This window comes from Streptomyces albidus (ex Kaewkla and Franco 2022), assembly GCF_013870515.1.
GTDB lineage: Bacteria > Actinomycetota > Actinomycetes > Streptomycetales > Streptomycetaceae > Streptomyces > Streptomyces albidus.
On sequence record NZ_JACBXA010000104.1, the window covers coordinates 1 to 18,478 of the forward strand.

The 18,478-nt window shown below is 70.2% G+C and carries 15 protein-coding genes and 1 pseudogene; 5 read left to right on the plus strand and 11 right to left on the minus strand.

What is annotated here, in order from left to right; all coding sequences use genetic code 11:
* The 4 genes from H5J26_RS16755 to H5J26_RS16770 form a co-directional block, all read right to left on the minus strand.
* The coding region (locus tag H5J26_RS16755) for a sugar-binding domain-containing protein (protein WP_303647151.1) at positions 1 to 429 on the minus strand (429 nt) is incomplete at its 3' end.
* Between the two features lie 198 nt (positions 430 to 627).
* A complete protein-coding gene (gene rpe, locus H5J26_RS16760) occupies positions 628 to 1,317 on the minus strand; it encodes a ribulose-phosphate 3-epimerase (RefSeq protein ID WP_181766671.1) in 690 nt (229 codons plus the stop codon).
* 91 nt (positions 1,318 to 1,408) lie between these two features.
* Positions 1,409 to 2,824 carry an SLC13 family permease gene (locus tag H5J26_RS16765; protein ID WP_181766672.1) on the minus strand — a complete coding sequence of 472 codons (1,416 nt, stop codon included), beginning with the start codon at positions 2,822 to 2,824 and terminating at the stop codon, positions 1,409 to 1,411.
* A 232-nt stretch (positions 2,825 to 3,056) separates the two neighbouring features.
* The gene (locus H5J26_RS16770) at positions 3,057 to 3,821 is read right to left on the minus strand and encodes an IclR family transcriptional regulator (RefSeq protein WP_181766673.1); all 765 of its coding nucleotides are present in this window, start codon (positions 3,819 to 3,821) and stop codon (positions 3,057 to 3,059) included.
* A 97-nt stretch (positions 3,822 to 3,918) separates the two neighbouring features.
* On the opposite strand from H5J26_RS16770, the gene H5J26_RS16775 reads away from it, so the two are divergent.
* The 4 genes from H5J26_RS16775 (at position 3,919) to H5J26_RS16790 (ending at position 10,160) form a co-directional block, all read left to right on the plus strand.
* Positions 3,919 to 5,091 (plus strand): pyridoxal-phosphate-dependent aminotransferase family protein, encoded by a 1,173-nt coding sequence (locus tag H5J26_RS16775; protein WP_181766674.1) that lies wholly within the window; start codon positions 3,919 to 3,921, stop codon positions 5,089 to 5,091.
* Positions 5,092 to 5,218: 127 nt separating this feature from the next.
* The gene (locus H5J26_RS16780; protein WP_181766675.1) at positions 5,219 to 8,197 is read left to right on the plus strand and encodes an FAD-binding and (Fe-S)-binding domain-containing protein; all 2,979 of its coding nucleotides are present in this window, start codon (positions 5,219 to 5,221) and stop codon (positions 8,195 to 8,197) included.
* Positions 8,194 to 9,354 carry a CaiB/BaiF CoA transferase family protein gene (locus H5J26_RS16785; protein WP_210771425.1) on the plus strand — a complete coding sequence of 387 codons (1,161 nt, stop codon included), beginning with the start codon at positions 8,194 to 8,196 and terminating at the stop codon, positions 9,352 to 9,354. Before H5J26_RS16780 ends, H5J26_RS16785 begins: the two co-directional genes overlap by 4 nt.
* The gene (locus H5J26_RS16790; RefSeq protein ID WP_181766676.1) at positions 9,351 to 10,160 is read left to right on the plus strand and encodes an enoyl-CoA hydratase; all 810 of its coding nucleotides are present in this window, start codon (positions 9,351 to 9,353) and stop codon (positions 10,158 to 10,160) included. The genes H5J26_RS16785 and H5J26_RS16790 overlap by 4 nt, the downstream gene beginning before the upstream one ends.
* A 123-nt stretch (positions 10,161 to 10,283) precedes the next feature.
* Here H5J26_RS16790 and H5J26_RS16795 read toward each other — a convergent pair whose 3' ends face one another.
* From H5J26_RS16795 to H5J26_RS16820, 6 genes are read right to left on the minus strand one after another with little or no spacing between them, the layout of a single operon-like run.
* Entirely contained in the window at positions 10,284 to 11,654 is a 1,371-nt protein-coding gene (locus H5J26_RS16795; RefSeq protein ID WP_181766677.1) for an FAD-dependent oxidoreductase, read from the minus strand.
* Positions 11,651 to 12,418 (minus strand): isochorismatase family protein, encoded by a 768-nt coding sequence (locus H5J26_RS16800; RefSeq protein WP_181766678.1) that lies wholly within the window; start codon positions 12,416 to 12,418, stop codon positions 11,651 to 11,653. Before H5J26_RS16800 ends, H5J26_RS16795 begins: the two co-directional genes overlap by 4 nt.
* Complete coding sequence (locus tag H5J26_RS16805) at positions 12,418 to 13,824, minus strand: dihydroorotase (protein WP_181766679.1); 1,407 nt, start codon at positions 13,822 to 13,824, stop codon at positions 12,418 to 12,420. The genes H5J26_RS16800 and H5J26_RS16805 overlap by 1 nt, the downstream gene beginning before the upstream one ends.
* Positions 13,821 to 14,717: an isocitrate lyase/PEP mutase family protein gene (locus H5J26_RS16810; RefSeq protein WP_181766680.1), complete on the minus strand. Its 897-nt coding sequence runs from the start codon at positions 14,715 to 14,717 to the stop codon at positions 13,821 to 13,823. Before H5J26_RS16810 ends, H5J26_RS16805 begins: the two co-directional genes overlap by 4 nt.
* Before the next feature lie 7 nt (positions 14,718 to 14,724).
* Positions 14,725 to 15,441 (minus strand): GntR family transcriptional regulator, encoded by a 717-nt coding sequence (locus H5J26_RS16815; RefSeq protein ID WP_181766681.1) that lies wholly within the window; start codon positions 15,439 to 15,441, stop codon positions 14,725 to 14,727.
* Positions 15,442 to 15,450: 9 nt separating this feature from the next.
* On the minus strand, positions 15,451 to 16,749 hold the full coding sequence (locus H5J26_RS16820; RefSeq protein WP_210771426.1) for an MFS transporter: 1,299 nt from the start codon (positions 16,747 to 16,749) through the stop codon (positions 15,451 to 15,453).
* A gap of 396 nt (positions 16,750 to 17,145) precedes the next feature.
* Between H5J26_RS16820 and H5J26_RS16825 the strand changes: the two genes are divergently transcribed.
* Positions 17,146 to 17,859 carry a spermidine synthase gene (locus H5J26_RS16825; protein ID WP_181766682.1) on the plus strand — a complete coding sequence of 238 codons (714 nt, stop codon included), beginning with the start codon at positions 17,146 to 17,148 and terminating at the stop codon, positions 17,857 to 17,859.
* 137 nt (positions 17,860 to 17,996) lie between these two features.
* Here the strand turns inward: H5J26_RS16825 and H5J26_RS16830 are convergent.
* Positions 17,997 to 18,431: pseudogene (locus tag H5J26_RS16830) on the minus strand (rRNA cytosine-C5-methyltransferase); the annotation flags it as partial.
* Positions 18,432 to 18,478: the final 47 nt, after the last annotated feature.

The window sequence follows — 18,478 nt, forward strand, 5'->3', positions numbered from 1 at the left end:
GACGCCGGTGAGCTGCACGACGGTGCAGGGCGGGAGCTGACGCAGGGCGGCTGCCGTGTGGATGGTGGAGCGCCCCCAGGCGAGGCCGAGCACATCGCCGTCGGTGACGAGCTCTCCGAGGAGGTCGGCCGCGACCTCACCGAGGTTCTCCGGATCGGCTCCGTCGTCCGCCGCCTCCGAGGGCGACTCGACGACGACCGCGTGCCGCAGCCCGAACCGTGCCCGCAGCGCGTCGGAGCGGTCGGCGTCCAGCTCTGCGGGCACTCTGATCTCGATCCGGATCAGGTCCCTCTCCAGAGCCGTCTCCAGCACCCTCGCCACCTTGAAACGGCTCACCCCGAACTCGTCCGCGATCTGGATCTTGGACTTGCCCTCGAGGTAGAAGCGGCGTGCCATAGCTGCCGCCTGCATGAGCTCGGCGGGTCCCATTCGCGTGGTCCGACCCGACGACACCGCACTCACCTCACTGTTCTGCCTCACGTGCGCATCAGCGCTGGGCGTTCATCCTTGCAGATCCCGGGTGACCTTGATCCCACTCATGCACGGTCCATGCGTTCCGGCCGCGCGGAGCGCCCGCCTCCAGTGTGCTCGCATGCCGCGTACGCACCTGAATCCCCCTTACCCGCCTCACGCCCGCTCCTGCGCGGTGGTCCCGGCGCGGCGCGCGGCCTCCTCGGCCTGCTCCCGCAGGCCCCGTACGGCCGCGGCGGGGTCGTCGGTGCCGTAGACGGACGAGCCCGCGACGAAGACGTCCGCGCCGGCCTCGGCGCACTGCTCGATGGTCGACGCGGAGACGCCGCCGTCGACCTGGAGCCACATCTGAAGGCCGTGCTTGTCCATGAGCTTCCTGGCCCGGCGGATCTTGGGCAGCATGATGTCGAGGAACGCCTGCCCTCCGAAGCCGGGCTCGACGGTCATCACCAGCAGCATGTCCAGCTCGGGCAGCAGGTCCTCGTACAGCTCGACGGGGGTGGCGGGCTTCAGGGCCATCGACGCACGGGCGCCGGCCGCCTTGATCTCCCGCGCCAGCCTCACGGGGGCGGCCGCGGCCTCGGCGTGGAAGGTGACGGATCCGGCCCCGGCCTCCACGTACAGGGGCGCCCAGCGGTCCGGGTCCTCGATCATCAGGTGGCAGTCGAGCGGGATGTCGGTCGCCTTGCTCAACGCCTCGACGACGGGAGCTCCGAGCGTGAGGTTGGGGACGAAGTGGGCGTCCATGACGTCGACATGGAGCCAGTCGGCACCACGCACCGCCTCCGCCTCGTCGGCGAGGTGGGCGAAGTCGGCCGAGAGAATGCTGGGGTTGATCTGAGCCATGGCACCAGTATCCCGGTCGTCCGGGCGGGGATCACGGGCGGTCCCGGGCTGCCGCCGGTGACGACCGGCGGCAGCCCTGTGAACCGAACCGTCACAGCCAGCCGGGCACCACGAAGAGCACCCACGTCACGGCCGGGGCGATCGCGGCCATGCTCAGGCCCCAGACCATCAGGCGACGGAAGACGGTGTCCCGCTGTTCCTCCGGAGCGTTGGCGGTGACCAGCGCGCCACTGGTGGAGAAGGGCGAGGAGTCCACGACGGACGAGGAGATCGCCAGCGCGATGATCATGCCCACCGCTCCGACGTGACCGCCCTGCAGGAAGGGCACGGCCAGCGGGATGAGCGCGCCCAGGATCCCCGTCGTCGAGGCGAAGGCGGAGACCACGGCGCCGATGATGCAGATCAGAAGTGCGCCGAGCAGCGGGGCGTCGATCGAGGCGACGCTGTCGCCGAGATAGTCGATGGTCCCGATGCGCTCCATCATGCTGACGAAGGTCACGATGCCGCAGACGAGCAGGACCGTGGACCACGCGCAGCGGTCCACCGCTCCCTTGGCCGACTCCGGGGAGACGAGGGTGAGCACCACCGTCACAGTGAGGGCCATCAGTCCGACGTCGAGGTCGAAGAAGAGGGAGCCGACGACCAGGCTGAGCAGACCGACGAGGGTGAGCACCCGGACGGCGTTGAGGCGCATCGGCTCTTCGGGAACAACGGCTTCACCGTCCGAGAGCCCGACGGGTGCCAGTACCGGACCGCCGCTCTTGGGGGCGGTGCCCCCGGAGGTACCGTTGCCGCCCGGCTCCGGCTTGTCGGAACCGGTTCCCGCGGGTGCGCCGGCCGCGACGAGGGCGCCGCCGTCGGATTCACCGCTCTCCTCCGGGACTTCGTCCTCCGCGCGCCGGCCGATCAGGCTCCGGCCGCCGAAGAGGAAGAAGACGACGAGGCTGAGCACGACGTTGAAGAGAAAGGAGCTGACGAAGAGCAGCGTCGGGTTCCCGGCGAGGTCGTTCCGCTCCACGACGCCGTTCGTGATGCTGCCGAAGATGCTGATCGGGGAGAATCCGCCGGCGCTCGCTCCGTTGATGATGAGCAGGCCCATCAGCACCGGATTGATGCGGTAGCGCACGCAGAATCCCATGCCTATCGGGGCGATGATTCCCACGGCTGCGGGAACGACCGCGCCCGAAGCGGTCAGCACGGCTGTGACCAGGAACATCACCCAGGGAATGAGTGCGATCCTGCCACCCACCGCCTCGGTCGCCCGGTGCACGAGCCAGTCGACCGTCCCGTTGTTCTTCGCGATGGCGAAGAGGAATGTGACACCGACGAGCACGACGAACAGGTCACCCGGGAAACCGCCGAATATGTCGTCCGCGGATTCACCCACCACCGCGGTTCCGATGACGAATGCGGCGACAATGGCGAGCGCGCCCATATGGACAGATGAGACTGTGGCGACGGCGAATACCAGCACCAATCCGATGATGGATATGACTTGATCTGACACGAGGCTTCCTCGCCTTCGGTCGAACGGTCACTGCACAGGCGTGCCGGCACCTTTCTGAACGGAAATCAGAAGCCCTCGCAAACATCTGCCGGCCCCTCGACTCCGCTCGCTTCGCGCCCAGTTGGGCATTCCCGCGAACGGCAAGGCAATTCCGTAATTCGGAATCCGGTTTTCGCCTTGGGTGAGTATGGGAGGGGGGTCCGGGCGCGTCAAGGGTTTGCGACGGGATCTCTCACCGACCACCGCCCCCCTCGTGCGCGCGTCCCAGAGCTGCACTGATCTGCTTCGCCGCGTTCCGCACCAGAGCCCCGTACGCCGGCCGCGCGTCCTCGGTCATGCGGCTCGTCGGCACGTTGACGCTGATGCTCGCGACCGGCAGACCGGCCTCCCCGATGACGGCAGACGCGACGGCCGAGACGTCCGAGCGCCACTCGCCGCTGTTGGTCGCGTAGCCGCGCTCCCGGGTGTCCGCCAGTTCGCCGCGCAGCCGGCCAGGGTCGGTGATCGTGGTGCCGGTGAAGCCGCGCAGCCCGTCTTCGATGTAGCGCTCGGCCGCCTCGGGCGGGTCGGCGGCGAGCACGGCCTTCCCGTTGGCGGAGGCGTGCATCGACAAGTTCTGCCCCAACGGCAGGATGATCCGCACCGGTTGGGTCGTCTCCAGGCGTTCGACCAGGACGACCTTGCTGCCCTCACGTACGGCCAGGTGGATCGTCTCGTCGGTCCGGCGGCGCAGATCCTCCATCACCGGCAAGGCGACGTCGCGCAGGCCCAGTTCGCCGGTGGCGTGCCGTCCGACGTGCAGTGCCTTGGTGGTGACGACCCATCGCGTGGGGGTGGCGCCGGTCGGGCGGATCCATCCCGCTCCGTGCAGCGTGACGAGCGTGCGCTGCACGGAGCTCTTGGGCAGCTCCATGGCACGGGCAAGTTCGGCGACACCGATCGGCTGCCGCTCGGCCACCTCTTCGAGGGTCCACAGGGCGTTGACGACGTTCTGCATCCATTGACTCGTTCCGACGGGGAAGCCTATGCTCCGCTGTGCCGCCAGACGATACAGCGTGCCATGTAACGGCACAAGTCTTTCGAGGAGTCGACCCATGACAGCCCGAACCGGTCGCCACTTCTTGCAGATCCCCGGCCCGACCAACGTTCCCGACCAGGTACTTCGCGCCATGTCGGCGCCCACCATCGACCACCGCGGCCCCGAGTTCGCCGCCTTGACACTCCGTCTCCTCGAAGCGATCAAGCCGGTGTTCGGCACGTCCGGACCGGTCGTGATCTATCCCGCCTCCGGGACCGGAGCGTGGGAGGCCGCCCTGGTCAACACGCTGAGCCCCGGTGACCGCGTACTCGCCTTCGAGACCGGCCACTTCGCCACGCTGTGGCGGGAGATGGCCGGCTCCCTCGGCCTGGAGGTCGACCGCGACTTCGTGCCGGGCGACTGGCGGCACGGCGCCGACCCGGACGTGCTCGCGGAACGGCTCGCAGCGGACACCGCACGGGAGATCAAAGCCGTGTGCGTCGTGCACAACGAGACCTCGACCGCCGTCACCAGCCGCATCGCCGACATCCGGCGCGCCATGGACGAGGCCGGGCATCCGGCTCTGCTGCTCGTCGACACCATCTCCTCGCTCGGCTCCATCGACTACCGGCACGACGAGTGGGGCGTCGACGTCACCGTGGCCGGCTCGCAGAAGGGGCTCATGCTGCCGCCCGGCCTGAGCTTCAACGCCGTCAGCAGCAAGGCGCTCGAGGCCTCGCGGACCGCCCGGCTGCCGAGGTCCTTCTGGGACTGGCAGCCGATCATCGAGGCGAACAAGAAGGGCTCCTTCTCCTACACGCCGGCCACGAATCTGCTCTACGGGCTGGAGGAGGCCCTGCGCCTGCTGGACGCGGAGGGCCTCCCGGAGGTCTACGCCCGGCACGCCCGGCACGCCGCTGCCACCCGTGCGGCAGTCCGCGGCTGGGGCCTCGAAGTGCTCTGCCTCGACGAGCGGGAGCACTCCGGATCGCTCACTGCCGTCCTGATGCCCGAGGGCCACGACGCCGACGAGGTGCGCAAGATCATTCTCGAGCGCTTCGACATGTCCCTCGGCGCGGGCCTGGGCAAGCTGGCTGGCCGCGTCTTCCGCATCGGGCACCTGGGCAGCTTCAACGACCTGACGCTCGCGGGCACCCTCGCCGGAGTCCAGATGGGACTCGAACTGGCCGGTGTGCCCATCAAGAAGGACGGTCTCGGTGACGCGCTGGACCTGCTGCGCACCGAGTGACGCGGCTCGGCGGGAGTCTCCGGCTCCCCCGGCCGGCAGGCCCCACGGCTGAGCGCCGGACGGGCCGTCCGTCCGCCGCCCCGCCCTCCGTACGACCCGCATCCACGAGCCTTGGAGTTCGCAGCACATGACAGCGATCAGCGGTGACGCCCCGACAGTCGCGAACGGGACGGCCCGTGACGTGCAGGACCGGCTCCGGCGGGACGTAGGCGGCGAAGTCCACTTCGACGACTACACCCGGCACCTGTTCTCCCGCGACGCCAGCATGTACGCCATCAAGCCGCTCGGCGTGGTCTTCCCACGGAACGCGGACGACGTGCAGGCGGTGGTGAGGGCGGCCGGCGAGTACGGCATCCCCGTCGTGCCGCGTGGTGCGGGGACGAGCCTGGCGGGCCAGACCGTCGGCCCCGGGCTCGTACTGGACCTCTCGCGCCACATGAACCGGATCGTGGAGATCGACAAGGAGAGCGGGACCGCGCTCGTCGAGACCGGCGTGGTGCAGGACCAGCTCAACAGGGCGGCTGCACCGCTGGGTCTGATGTTCGGCCCCGACACCTCCACCAGCAACCGCGCCACCGTCGGCGGGATGATCGGCAACAACTCGGCGGGCAGCGGCTCGATCCGCTACGGCATGACCATCGACCACGTACGCGAACTCGACGTCGTGCTCTCGGACGCCTCCCAGGCCCATCTGGCCCCCGTCGACGAGGAGTTGCGCCGGCAGCGCGCGGGCCTGGCGACGCTGGAAGGGCGCATCCACCGCCGGCTCCCCGAGATCGTGAGCGAGAACGCCGAAGCGATCGCCGAAGGCTTCCCGCAGTTCTGGCGCCGCGCATGCGGCTACCGGCTGGACCGGATGGCGAAGCACGGCGCCGGCGAGGCTCCTTTCGACCTGGCGAAGTTCGTCGTCGGTTCGGAGGGGACCCTCGCGCTGGCGACGCGGGCGCTGGTGGACCTGGTGCCCAAGCCGACCCGTACGGTGATCGCCGTCGGGCACTTCACGTCGGTGGCGGCCGCGATCGGTGCGACGGAGGACGCCCTGGCCTGCGATCCCGCCGCCGTCGAACTCATGGACCGCCAGATCCTCGACCTGGCCCGGCAGAAGATCGAATACGCGTCGCTGAGCAGCATCCTGGAGGGCGACCCCGAGGCACTGCTCTTCGTCACGTTCACCGGCGACGACGAGCCTGAACTCGTCGCCTCGCTGCAGCGCCTCACCTCCCTCTGGAAGCGTCACGGGCACGGCTACCACACCCTGGAGGCCGTCACCCCCGCCCAGCAGGGCGCCCTGCTGAAGGTCCGCAAGTCCAGCCTCGGCCTGCTCATGGCGGCCGGTGAAGGCACCCGGCGTCCGCTGGCCTTCGTGGAGGACACGGCCGTCGACCCGGTCCATCTCGCCGAGTACACCGGCCGGTTCAAGCAGATCCTGGACCGCCACGAGCTGACGGCGGGCTTCTACGGCCACTGCTCCGTGGGCTGCCTCCACATCCGGCCCTTCGTCGACGCCTCCGACCCTGGTCAGGTCGCGACGATGCGTGCCGTCGCCGAGGAGATCAAGGACCTCGTCAGGGAGTACGGCGGCGTCAACTCCAGCGAGCACGGCGACGGTCTGGCCCGCAGCGAGTTCAACCGCGAGATCTTCGGCGAGGACCTCTACGAGGCGATGCGCCGCGTCAAGGGCCTCTTCGACCCGGCGGACCTGCTCAACCCGGGCAAGATCGTCGACGCGCCGTCCATGACGGACAACCTCCGCGACCCGGCGCTCCCACCGGCCGGACCGCTGCGCACCCGGCTGGAGTTCGAGGTCGTCGGGGGCATGCGCGGCGCCGCCGACCGCTGCATGAACATCGGGCTGTGCCGCAAGAGCGACAGCGGCACCATGTGCCCCTCGTACATGGCGACCCTCAACGAGGAGGACTCGACGCGAGGCCGCGCCAACGCCCTGGTCAAGGCGCTCTCCGACCCCGAGCCGCACAAGGCTCTCGGTGACGAGCGCCTGCACGAGATCCTCGACCTGTGCCTGATGTGCAAGGCGTGCAAGAGCGAATGCCCTCTCGGCGTCGACATGGCCACACTCAAGGCGGAGACCCTCTCCCACCACCACGACGAGCACGGAGTCCCGCGCCGGTCACGGGTGTTCGGGTCCATCCGCCTCCTCAACAGGATCGGTTCGGCCACCGCCCCCCTCTCCAACCTCCCCGGACGCCTCCGGCCGATTCGGCTGCTGATGGACCGCGTCCTGGGCATCACCCCGGCCCGTCCGCTGCCGGTCTTCGTACGCCGCAACCTCGTGCGCTGGTTCCGACGGCGCAGGCCCGAGGCGGCCGCGCGGACGCAGGGCACGCTCACCTATCTCGCCGACTCCTTCACCACCTACACCGAGCCCGGCATCGGCCGCGCCGCCATCGAGCTGCTCGAACTCTCCGGCTGGAACGTCTCGTTGGAGACACGGGGCTGCTGCGGCCGGGCCAGCTTCTCCAAGGGCCTCGTCGACGAGGCCAAGGACCAGGCCCGCAATCTCGCGCGGCTGCTGAAGGAGTCGACTCCGCCGGGCTCGCCGGTCGTCGGGTGCGAGCCCTCGTGCCTGATGACGCTGCGGGACGAGCACCGTGCGATGCTCCCGGACGAGCCGGCGGTGCAGGACGTCGCCGGACGCGTACGCCAGGTCGAGGAGCTGCTCGCCGAGGCGATCGACGAGGGCCGTCTGCGGCTGAGCGAGGACGCCTGGCCCGCCGGACGCAGAATCCTCTACCATGGCCACTGCCACCAGAAGGCCGAGGTCGGCACCGCCGCGACCGTCGCCCTCCTCAAGCGGATTCCCGGCGCCGAGGTCGTCGAACTGGACGCCGGATGCTGCGGCATGGCCGGCTCGTTCGGATTCGAGTCCGAGCACTACGACGTCTCCATGACGGTCGGCAACGACCGGCTCTTCCCCGCCATCACCGCCGAACCCGGCGAGACGGTCGTCGCCGCGACCGGCGTCTCGTGCCGTCAGCAGATCTTCCACGGAACCGAACGCAACGCCTGGCATCCGGTCGAGCTGATACGCCGGGCGCTCCAGCCCGCGTCCCCGCACGACGGGACGGAAGGGGAGACCGACAAGTGACCGACGGCCAGACCACCGGCGCCCTCGACGGAGTACGCGTCATCGACCTCACCCAGGTGATGGCGGGGCCGTACTGCACGATGCTCCTCGCAGACCTCGGCGCAGACGTGATCAAGGTCGAGCCGCCCGGCACCGGCGACCAGGTGCGCCGGTCCTGGGACGATCCACGCCCCGGCAGCGACTCCGCCGCCTTCCACTCGCTGAACCGCAACAAGCGCAGCGTCACGCTCGATCTGCGCTCGGACGCGGGGAAGGCCCACTTCCGCAAGCTGCTCGCCGACGCCGACGTCCTCGTGGAGAACTTCCGGCCCGGCGTCGCCGAACGCCTCGGCATCGGCTATGAGGCCGTGCGCGAGATCAGGCCGGACATCGTCTACGCGTCCATCTCGGGCTTCGGCCAGTACGGTCCGTACGCCGACCGCCCCGGCTACGACCTGATCGCCCAGGGCATGGCCGGCGCCGTCAGCGTCACCGGCGATCCGGGGAGCACACCGGTCAAGTGCGGGCTGCCCGTGGGTGATCTGGGGGCAGGCATGCTGTGTGCCGTCGGCATCCTCGGCGCGCACACGCACCGGCTGCGCACCGGCGAGGGCCAGTATCTGGAGACGTCCCTGTACGAGGCCGTGCTGGCGATGTCGGTGTGGGAGTCGACCGAACTCTTCTCCACCGGGCGTGCCCCGCAGCGTCTCGGCTCGGCGCACCGGATGTCCGCCCCGTACCAGGTCATCCGAACCGCTGACGGCTACATGACCGTCGCCGCCAACAACGAGCGCCTCTGGCAGCGGCTGTGCAAGGCGCTCTCGATGGAACACCTCGCCGACGACGAGCGCTTCGCCACCAACCCGGCCCGCATGGAGCACCGGGCGGAGCTGATCGCCCTGCTCGAGGGGCGGCTGGCGACGGAGAACACCGAGGAATGTGTGACGCGGCTGCTGGACGCCGGCGTGCCCGCCGGACCCATCCTCGACTACGAGCAGATCCTCGGAAGCGATCCGCACGCCGCGGCACGGGGCATGGTCGAGTACTACGACCATCCCGTCGAAGGCAGGTCACGGGTCGTCGGCTTCCCGGTGAAGTTCGGCCGCACCCCGGCCCGCATGCGCCGGCATCCACCCATGCTGGGCGAGCACAACGAAGAACTCCTGGGAGACGCATGAGCGCCGAAGACGAGACCCCCTCCGTCGGCTGGACCAAGTCGGCCGTGCCCGGCACGAGTTCGTACGCGGCGCGGCTGACCCTCTCCAACCCGCGCCAGCGCAACGCGCTGACCCTGGGCATGTACGACCAGCTCGAGCAGTCCTGCGAGGAGATCAACGCCGACGAGGAGATCCGTCTGACGGTGCTGCGCGGCGCGGGCGGACGCGCGTTCGCGGCGGGCACCGACATCCGCGAGTTCAGGAGCTTCACGACCGGCGCCGACGGCGTCGCCTACGAGAAGCGCGTGGGCCGCGCGGTCGAAGGCCTCGCCGCGCTGCGCATGCCCGTGATCGCCGCGGTCGAAGGCCCCGCGGTCGGCGCCGGCATCGCGCTGACCGCCTGCTGCGACCTGGTCCTGTGCACCCCGGACGCCGTCTTCGGGGCGCCCATCGCCCGCACGCTCGGCAACTGCCTGGCCCCCGGCATCATCGCCCGCCTCTACGCCTCGCTGGGCCGCGCCCGTACCCTGCGCGCCCTGCTCACGGCAGAACTCGTCACCGCCCAGGAAGCCCACGACGCGGGCCTCGTCCAGGAGATCGTCGAGCCCGGCGACCTCGACGAGCATCTCGCCCGGCTCTGCGAGCGCATCGCCCGCTGCGCCCCGCTCACCCTCGCCGCCCTCAAGGAGGCGGACCGCCGGGTGCTCGCCGCTTCGGCACCCGGACCGGCCGAGGACCTCTACGAACTGTGCTACGGCAGCCGGGACTTCCACGAGGGCGTCGCCGCGTTCCTGGACAAGCGCCCACCTGTATGGGAAGGCCGCTGACGCCCGCCGGCCAACTGCTCCTGTACGGCTGCCCGTTGCGGCTCCGGGCCGGGAGCCGGGCCCGGCGATGGCAGGACCGGGGGAACTGTTCACCCGGCACGGGAAGTTGACCGCGCGACGCGTTCAAGCGGCCGCGGTGGCCGCCGCGTGGAGGCCCGCGAGGCGACCGAGACCGATCGCGCAGAGAAGGCCGTTGCCCGAGGAGTAGCCACGCGCCCCGTCCCGGCCGGAGATCCCCGAGGCCACCCCGCCCACGGCGCACAGCCCCGGCACGGTCCCGCCCTCCCCCGTCCGGACTTCGGCGTGCTCGTCCACGTCGACACCGCCCTGGGTGTGGAAGAGCGCGGGGACGGAGCGGACGACGCAGTACGGGGCACGGAGCGGACCCATCGGGAAGTCCGTGCGGCCGGTGGAGTCGGCGGTGCCCGATGAGGCCGCGTCCTGCTGGTCGCTCAACGCCCGTTCCACGGCGGGGACTCCGCAGCCGATGATCCGGGCGAGCTGCTCGGCGTCGTCCGCCTCGCGGACACCGCCGGCCGCTCCGAGTTCGGCGAACTCCGGCTCGTGTGCGCTCACGAAGTCGCGGATACGGGTGTCGAAGACGACCACGCTCTCTCCGGCGGCTTCGGCGACGACCGGCGCGAAACCGGAGTAGCCGACGCTCTCGTCGCCCATCCGGTCGCCGTCCGGCGAGAGCAGGAAACCGCCCTTCTCCACCGTGGTCCAGCTGACCAGCGAACCGTGCGGATGCGCGAGCGCGGCATAGCCCTGATAGGCGCCCATGTTGAGGAGCCTCGCCCCCCGTTCCGCGGCCCAGCCGATGGCCTCACCCGTGGACCCCTCTGCTCCCGAGTAGCGGGCGCCGGCGATCCCGGGGATCCAACGGGCAAGCATCGCCTTGTTGTTGCCGAATCCGTTCGCCGCCAGTACGACGGCAGGCGCACGCAGTTCGTACGTGCCGGAGCGGCGCCCGTCGACGGTGACCCCTGCGGCTCGTCCGCCCTCGAAGAGCAGGCCTGCGACGGGGTTGCCGGTCACCACCTCTACGTCCAGACGCCGGGTGGCGGCGAGGAGGTCCCGGGTCAGGGACTGGCCCCGGCGGTCCGGTGGCGCGTGGAGGCGCGGGACGCTGTGCCCGACGTGCTTGTAGTCGGTGATCAGCCGCAGGTCGACGGAGTGCGACTCGACCAGCCACTCCACCAGTTGTGCCGACCCCGCCGCCAGCAGCCGGAGAAGGTGTTCGGCGTCGTGCGCACCGCTCTGGCGCGACAGATCGGCGACCATCCGCTCGGGGCCGTCCTCGATGCCGGCCTCCCGCTGATAGCGCGTACCCGCCGCCGGGACGGAGCCGGTGCTGACGAAGGTGTTCCCGCCCGGACGGTCCAGCTTCTCCAACAACGCGACGCTCGCGCCCTGTTCGGCCGCGGCCAGCGCCGCGGTCAGGCCACCGCCGCCGGCGCCCACGACGACGACATCGACGTCTCGCCCGCTCACGCCGCGCCTTCGCCGTCGTGTCCGTCCACGGCCCCTGCGCCTCCGTCTGAACCGGTGCGCAGCGCGCACAGGCGTGGCAGCAGCTCCTCCGTCGTCGAGACGTCCGCGTACTTCTGAGCCATGTCGAAGAGGTTCACCTCGTGGACCACGGGGCTGCGGTCGTAGACCGCGTCGCTGGGGACGGCGACGCGGAAGTTGAGGGAGAAGGCGTCGGTGACGCTGGAGCGCACGCAGCCGGACGTCGTGCATCCGGTGATCACAAGAGTGTCGACGCCGGCCTCGACCAGATAGCTCGTCAGGGGCGTGCCGAAGAACGCGCTGGGATGGCGCTTGGGCAGCAGTACGTCACCCTCGGCAGGCGCCACCGCCGCCACGAAGTCGTAACCGTGCTCGGGGATGTTCATGATTCCGGGCACCTTCGCGCCCAGCCGGCCGGAGTCGTAGCTCTTCTTCGGCGCGACGTGCGGGTAGAGCACCGGCCGGCCTGCCGCGCGGAACTCCTTTAGAAGCCTCGCGATGTTGGGCACGGCGTCCCAGCCGACCTGGCCGCAGCTCGTGGTGAACTCCTCGGTCGCCTCCTCGAAGGGCAGCGGCCGGGTGCCGATCGTCCGGTACTGGACGTCGATGATCAGCAGGGCCGGGCGGGTTCCGAGGCCCGCGGGGTTGCCGAACCCGGCCAGTTCGTAGCGGTTCCGCGTGGTCTCGTCGATCGCGCCCGCACCGCCGACGGTCCAGGGCTGGGCCGGGGGCTGTTCGTGTGCCATCAGACGCTCTCCCTGTTCGCGACGGCCAGAGCCGTCGCTCCGCTGTGAGGACGTGTCAGATATCTTCCGCCGGGTGCGTCCGAGACCTGTCCGTCGCGAACGGCGAAGTGCCCGCGCACCAGGGTGTGCACCACCCGCAGCGGCGCCCGGCGCCCCTCCCAGGGTGTGTAGCCGGCGCCGGAGTGCTGGTCGGAGGCGGTGATGGCCGTGGTGCCGTCGAGGTCGAGCACGACCAGGTCGGCGTCGGACCCCACACGGATGACGCCCTTGCGGGGGTAGAGCCCGAACAGCTTCGCCGCGCGGGTGCTCGTCGCGTCCACGAGCCGTTCCAGCGGCAGCCCCCGGCGCAGCCCCTCTCCGAGCGTCAGCGGCAGCATCACCCCGACGCCGGGGAAGCCCGCCGAGGCGGACCAGATGTCCTTCTCCTTGAACGACCGGTGCCGCGCGTTGTGATCGGAACCGACGGTGTCGACGCTGGCGTCCGCGACGCCTTCCCAGAGCACCTCGAGATCGGACTCGGGCCGAAGCGGCGGGTTCACCTTGCCGTACATCCCGCAGGGCGCCGACGTCGTCAGCGTCAGGTAGTGGGTGCACGTCTCCACGAACAGGTTCGGGTACGCGGCACGCTGCATGCGCATCGCCTCCAGCCCGGCGGCACTGGAGTTGTGCACGACGTAGGCCGAGGCACCGGTGGCCGCGGCCAGGCAGGCCACGCGCTGCTCGGCCTCGGCCTCCACCACGGGGGGCCGTGTCAGGTGCCAGGCGTGCAGCGGGCCCTTGGACTCGTCCGGCGGGTCCTGGCGCAGGCGCCGGACGATCTCGATGTTCTCCGGGTGTGGATTGACCATCGCCCCGGCGTCCGCCGTCGTACCGAGGAGGTCGTACATGAAGCCGTCGTCGTTGCCGGGCATTCCGAGGTAGGCACCCTCGTCGCCGCGGAAGTTCATGAAGAACTTGAAGCTGGAGACGCCGAGTTCGCGGACGTATGCCGGGACCGACGCGACGTGTTCCTCTGTGCCGAGCACGAAGTGGAACCCGAAGTCCGTGTGCGAGCCGGACTCCATCACGGCCCGCGCACTCTCGTGGACCTTCTCGTACGGGTCGGCGCTCATCAGGTAGACGAGCGTCGAGGTGACGCCTCCCGCGACGGCGGAGGCCGTCTCCAGTTCGGCGTCGTCGCGGTCCTTGGGGACCCTGATGTCCTTGCCGAGGTGCACATGCGGGTCGATCGCCCCCGGCAGGACGGTACGGCCGCGCAGATCCACCGTCTCGGCGGCGGCAGCGGGGGCCTCGGGCCCGACGATGCCCGCGATGAGGCCGTCGCGGACGAGCAGGTCCACCGGGGTCGGACCGAGGTCGGGCAGGAACACGCGGCCGCCGTGCAGCCGCAGGTCGTAGTCGCTCATTCGTCGTCCACCTCCGGGCGGGCGTCGCCGGCCGCGTACCGGCTGTCGAGTTCGTCGAAGTGCGGCTTGCGCACCAGGTTCTGCCGCTCGGCCCAACTGATCATCAGATCCTGGGCGTTGCGGGTGTCGCCGTGCTTGGCCAGGTGGTCCAGGACGGCCCGCATCCCCGTCACCGCTCCCCGCATCGCCGCGTTGGCGTAGAGCGCCACGGAGAAGCCCAGCTCGCCGAGTTCCGCGTTGGGCAGGAGCGGCGTCAGACCGCCCTCGACCATGTTGGCGACATGCCGGCCGGGCACGGTGCGGGTGATGTGCGCCATCTCCTCCACGCTCGTCGGCGCCTCGACGAAGAGCACGTCGGCACCCGCTTCGCTGAAGGCCGCTGCCCGCTCGCAGGCGGCCTCGATGCCTTCGACCGCACGCGCGTCCGTACGGGCGATCACCACGAGGTCGTCGTCGGTACGGGCGTCGACCGCGGCCCGGATCTTCCCGGTCATCTCCTCGGTGCTGACGATCTCCTTGCCCTCGAAGTGGCCGCACTTCTTGGGGCTCACCTGGTCCTCGATCTGGATTGCCGCCGCACCGGCACGCTCCAACGCCCGTACGGTGCGCTGCACGTTGAGCGGGTTGCCGAAGCCGGTGTCGGCGTCGACGACGAGCGGGAGCGACACGGCGTCGGCCATCGCCGCGACGTGGGCGGCGAGTTCGCTCATGCTGAGCAGGCCCAGATCGGGCATCCCGAGATAGGTGTTGCTCACCCCGGCCCCCGAGACGTAGACGGCCTCGAAACCGGACTCCTCGACGACCCTGGCGGTCAGCGCGTTGGGCGCCCCCGGCAGCACCAGCGGCCGGCTCCCGCTGTCGAGAAGCTGCCGGAGTCTCGTCGTCGTCCTCATGCAGTGGTCACTCCGAATCGGGTGCGGTGTCGGATTCCTCGGTGGCGCCGTCCTGCGGCAGCCCGAGCACGGACAGGGCGCTGTGCATCGAGTGGTCGAGGTGCCTGCTCATCATCAGCGTTGCCTGCTCGACATCCCGGCTGCGCAACACGGCGACCAGGTCGGCGTGTTCGATGACGGCCGCCCGGGCGCGCATCGGCCGCTTCGCCGACATCGACCTGGCGAGTGCGAGCTGCCTCTGCACGTCCTGGGCGGCCCGCATCAGCGCCTGGTTGCCGGCCACCAGCACCAGGCGCAGATGGAAGTCCAGTTCCTGCGGGTATGCGTGCGCGGACGATTCGCGGATGCGGCTCTCGGTGTCCGACAGCATGGCGTCCAGCTCGTCCAGGTCCTCATCGGTGGCGCGCTCGCAGGCGAGGCGCACCGCGTGGAGCTCCAATGCGCAGCGCAGTTCGTAGAGTTCGACGATGTCCTGCCGGGAGAAGGTGCGCACGAAGGCGCCCCGGTGACTGATGACCGTCAGAAGCCCTTCGCTGCTGAGGCGCTGTATCGCTTCGCGCAACGGGCCCCGGCTGATGCCCAACTGCGCCGCGATGGACACCTCGTTGAGCCTGGCCCCGGGGGCGATCGTGCCGTCGAGCACCATCTCGCGCAGGACGGTCTCCGTGGCCTGCGAAAAGGTGTTGTTCCTCGGCAGTGATCTGCTCCGGACGGGTTCGGACATCATCTCTCCTCAGACGTCACGCAGTTCGGTCCCGGAAGTCTCCCGGAGAGTGAAGGCGCCCACCAACGTGATCAGCGCGGTTGCCATCACGAACCAGGCGGGGGCCACGGACGAACCGGTGACGTCGACGAGCCAGGTGCAGATGTACGGTGCGCTTCCCCCGGCGACGGCGCTGCCGATGTTGAAGCCCAGCGCGATGCCCGTGTAGCGGACCCTGGTGGGGAAGAGTTCGGCGAACGTGGAGAAGGCCGCGCCCATGAGAGCGGCGTCGATCAGCCCGAGCACGATGTGGGAGAGCACCGCCCAGCCGGTGCCCGCGTCGAAGAGCATGAATCCCGGAACGGGCAGCAGCAGTCCGGCGATCGAGGCGCCGATGAACACCGGTTTGCGTCCCACCCGGTCGGTGAGTGCGCCGAAGGCCGGCATGCACAGCGTGGAGACGGCCAGCGTCGCCGTCGTGGACCAGAACGCCACCCCCGCGGACAGCCCTGTGACCTTCTGCAGGTGGATGCTCACGTAGACGTAGAAGACGTAGTACGCGGAGAAGAGCAGGATGGACAGGGCCACGCAGCGGGCGAGGTTGCCCGCGTGCGCCCGAAACATCTCCACGACCGGGGCCTGGGCCTTCTCGCCCTGCTTCTCGACCTGGCGGAAGTGAGGTGTGTCCGAGAGCCGCGAGCGGATCCACAGGCCGACGACTCCCAGCGGGATGGCGACGAGGAAGGGCAGCCGCCAGCCCCAGTCGGACATCGCGGAGGCGCCCAGCGTGGTGTTCAGCAGCGAGACGGCCAGCGCCGCCAGCAGCGCCCCGGCCAGGGCCCCGGTCTGCGTGGTGGAGCAGTACAGGCCTCGTCGGGCGTTCGGGGAGTGTTCGGCGACGAAGGACGCCGCGCCACCCAGCTCGCCTCCCGCCGCGATCCCCTGGACGCATCGGGCCAGCACCAGCAGTGCGGTGGCGCCCACGCCCATCGCCGCATACGTGGGGAGCACCCCGATCAGGCCCGAGGCCACGGCCATGAGCACGACTGTCGCCGCGAGAGCGTTCTTCCGGCCGTAGCGGTCGCCGAAGTGGCCGAAGACGATGCCGCCCACGGGCCGCAGCACGAAGGCGAGTGCGAACGTCGCCAGTGTCGCCAGCAGCGCGGCGTCGGAGTCGGAGCTGACGAAGAAGTGCGTCGCCAGGATGGTGGCGACGTACCCGTAGACGGCGAAGTCGAAGTACTCGACGACGGAACCGACGGCCCCGGCTGCGATCACCCGCGGCGATATCTTCCGCGGGAGCTCCGCGGAGTGAACGGTGTCGGTCATGATCACTCCTCATGCGATCCGGACTGTGTGCTCGGGGCCCCACCGGGGTGTCCTCGGTGGGGCAACACACTGACCCCGCAAACTGCAAACTGTCAACAGTTGGCAGTTCGAGAATTGAGCGGCTCTCGTCGGTCAGGGCATCGCAGAAGGACGGTCCGTGAGCTGCGACAACGGCCGGCGCGCGGCGCGGCTCCACCCGTACGCCGGCCACCGTCGCGCCATCTCCCTTGACGGAGGCGGCAGTTCGACCTCACCGCAGCGTCCCGGACGGGGCACGGCGACCTGGCCGAAGCCGTCGGTCACTTCACCGGCACCGGATCGTGCTCGCCGGAGTTCTCGGCGGCTTCATACTTGCCGAACGCACGAGCAGCATCACGACAGGAATATGGGGACTGCATGAGCGCACGCTTCGAGGAGATCGACTGGCGCCCGACGCCCATGGGCGAGATCAGCCTCCGGCGCCGCAGGGATCCCGCCACGGGAACGGACATCCACGAGGTCAAGCTGGGCGACGACTTCCTCATGTCCAGCCTGTTCACCGCCGGAGAGGTCGCCCTCGCCGAGCTCGGGCTGGCCCGGCTGGCGCAGGACGAACTCGACGTCGTCGTGGGCGGACTCGGCCTCGGGTACACCGCCGACGCGGTGCTGAAGGACGCGCGCGTACGGTCGCTGACCGTCGTCGACGCCCTCGAAGAGGTGATCGAGTGGCATGAGCGACACCTGGTGCCGCTGGGGGCTCGACTGACCTCCGATCTCCGCTGCCGACTGGTCGCGGGCGACTTCTTCTCCATGGCGCAGAGCCCGGGCGGCCTCGATCCGGACGTGCCGGGTCGCCGCTTCCACGCCGTCCTGGTGGACATCGATCACTCACCCGAGCACTTGCTGCACCCGAGCCACGCGAGCCTCTACCAGCCCTCGGGTCTGGGGGCGCTGGCTGAACGGCTGCACCCGGGCGGTGTGTTCGCGCTGTGGTCGAACGACCCGCCGGAGGTGAGCTTCACTTCGGCGCTGGCGGAAGTCTTCGCCGAGTCCGCCGCGCACGTCGTCACCTTCGACAATCGACTGCGCGGCGGCACTTCGGACAACACCGTCTACGTCGCACGAACGTAGCCGGCCGACCGTCCGGCACGCCCGCACTCCTCCTGGTGGCCCGGCCCGACAGCTCGACGGCATGCGCCGTCGGCCGGCAACTCCCCGGCGGCTCGACGCCGTGAACCGGACGTACGGGTCGGCGCTGCGCAGGCCGGTCAGGCGGACGTACGGCGCAGCAGCGCGAGGTACATCGCGTCGGTGCCGTGCAGGTGCGGCCACATCTGTACGTCCGGCCCGTCGCCCAGCTCCGGCATGTCCGGCAACAGCGGGCGGGCGTCGATCAGTTCGGCGCCCGTCTCCTTGATCAGGTCGTCGACGACAGCGCGGGTCTCGGCCGGATGCGGAGAGCAGGTCGCGTAGCCGACGACTCCGCCGACGCGTACGGAGTTCAGCGCCTGCCGGAGCAGGTCGCGCTGGAGCGGAGCGAACCCCGCGACGTCCTCGGGGCGGCGCCGCCACCGGGCCTCGGGACGCCGACGCAGCGCGCCGAGGCCCGTACAGGGAACGTCGACCAGGACGCGGTCGAAGGTTCCCGGCTGCCAGGCCGGGCGGGTGGCGTCGGCGGTGATCACCCCGTACGGCCCCGGGTTCGTCCTCCCTCAGGGCGTCGAGGAGGACCTGGGTGGAGAAGATGTAG

What these genes read in the sequence shown, in the direction of transcription:
- H5J26_RS16815 (WP_181766681.1), bottom strand. Translation starts at nt 15,441, where the DNA reads ATGTCCGAACCCGTCCGGAGCAGATCACTGCCGAGGAACAACACCTTT.
- H5J26_RS16800 (WP_181766678.1), bottom strand. Translation starts at nt 12,418, where the DNA reads ATGGCACACGAACAGCCCCCGGCCCAGCCCTGGACCGTCGGCGGTGCG.
- H5J26_RS16805 (WP_181766679.1), bottom strand. Translation starts at nt 13,824, where the DNA reads ATGAGCGACTACGACCTGCGGCTGCACGGCGGCCGCGTGTTCCTGCCC.
- H5J26_RS16810 (WP_181766680.1), bottom strand. Translation starts at nt 14,717, where the DNA reads ATGAGGACGACGACGAGACTCCGGCAGCTTCTCGACAGCGGGAGCCGG.
- H5J26_RS16775 (WP_181766674.1), top strand. Translation starts at nt 3,919, where the DNA reads ATGACAGCCCGAACCGGTCGCCACTTCTTGCAGATCCCCGGCCCGACC.
- H5J26_RS16825 (WP_181766682.1), top strand. Translation starts at nt 17,146, where the DNA reads ATGAGCGCACGCTTCGAGGAGATCGACTGGCGCCCGACGCCCATGGGC.
- H5J26_RS16780 (WP_181766675.1), top strand. Translation starts at nt 5,219, where the DNA reads ATGACAGCGATCAGCGGTGACGCCCCGACAGTCGCGAACGGGACGGCC.
- H5J26_RS16790 (WP_181766676.1), top strand. Translation starts at nt 9,351, where the DNA reads ATGAGCGCCGAAGACGAGACCCCCTCCGTCGGCTGGACCAAGTCGGCC.
- H5J26_RS16770 (WP_181766673.1), bottom strand. Translation starts at nt 3,821, where the DNA reads ATGCAGAACGTCGTCAACGCCCTGTGGACCCTCGAAGAGGTGGCCGAG.
- H5J26_RS16820 (WP_210771426.1), bottom strand. Translation starts at nt 16,749, where the DNA reads ATGACCGACACCGTTCACTCCGCGGAGCTCCCGCGGAAGATATCGCCG.
- rpe (WP_181766671.1), bottom strand. Translation starts at nt 1,317, where the DNA reads ATGGCTCAGATCAACCCCAGCATTCTCTCGGCCGACTTCGCCCACCTC.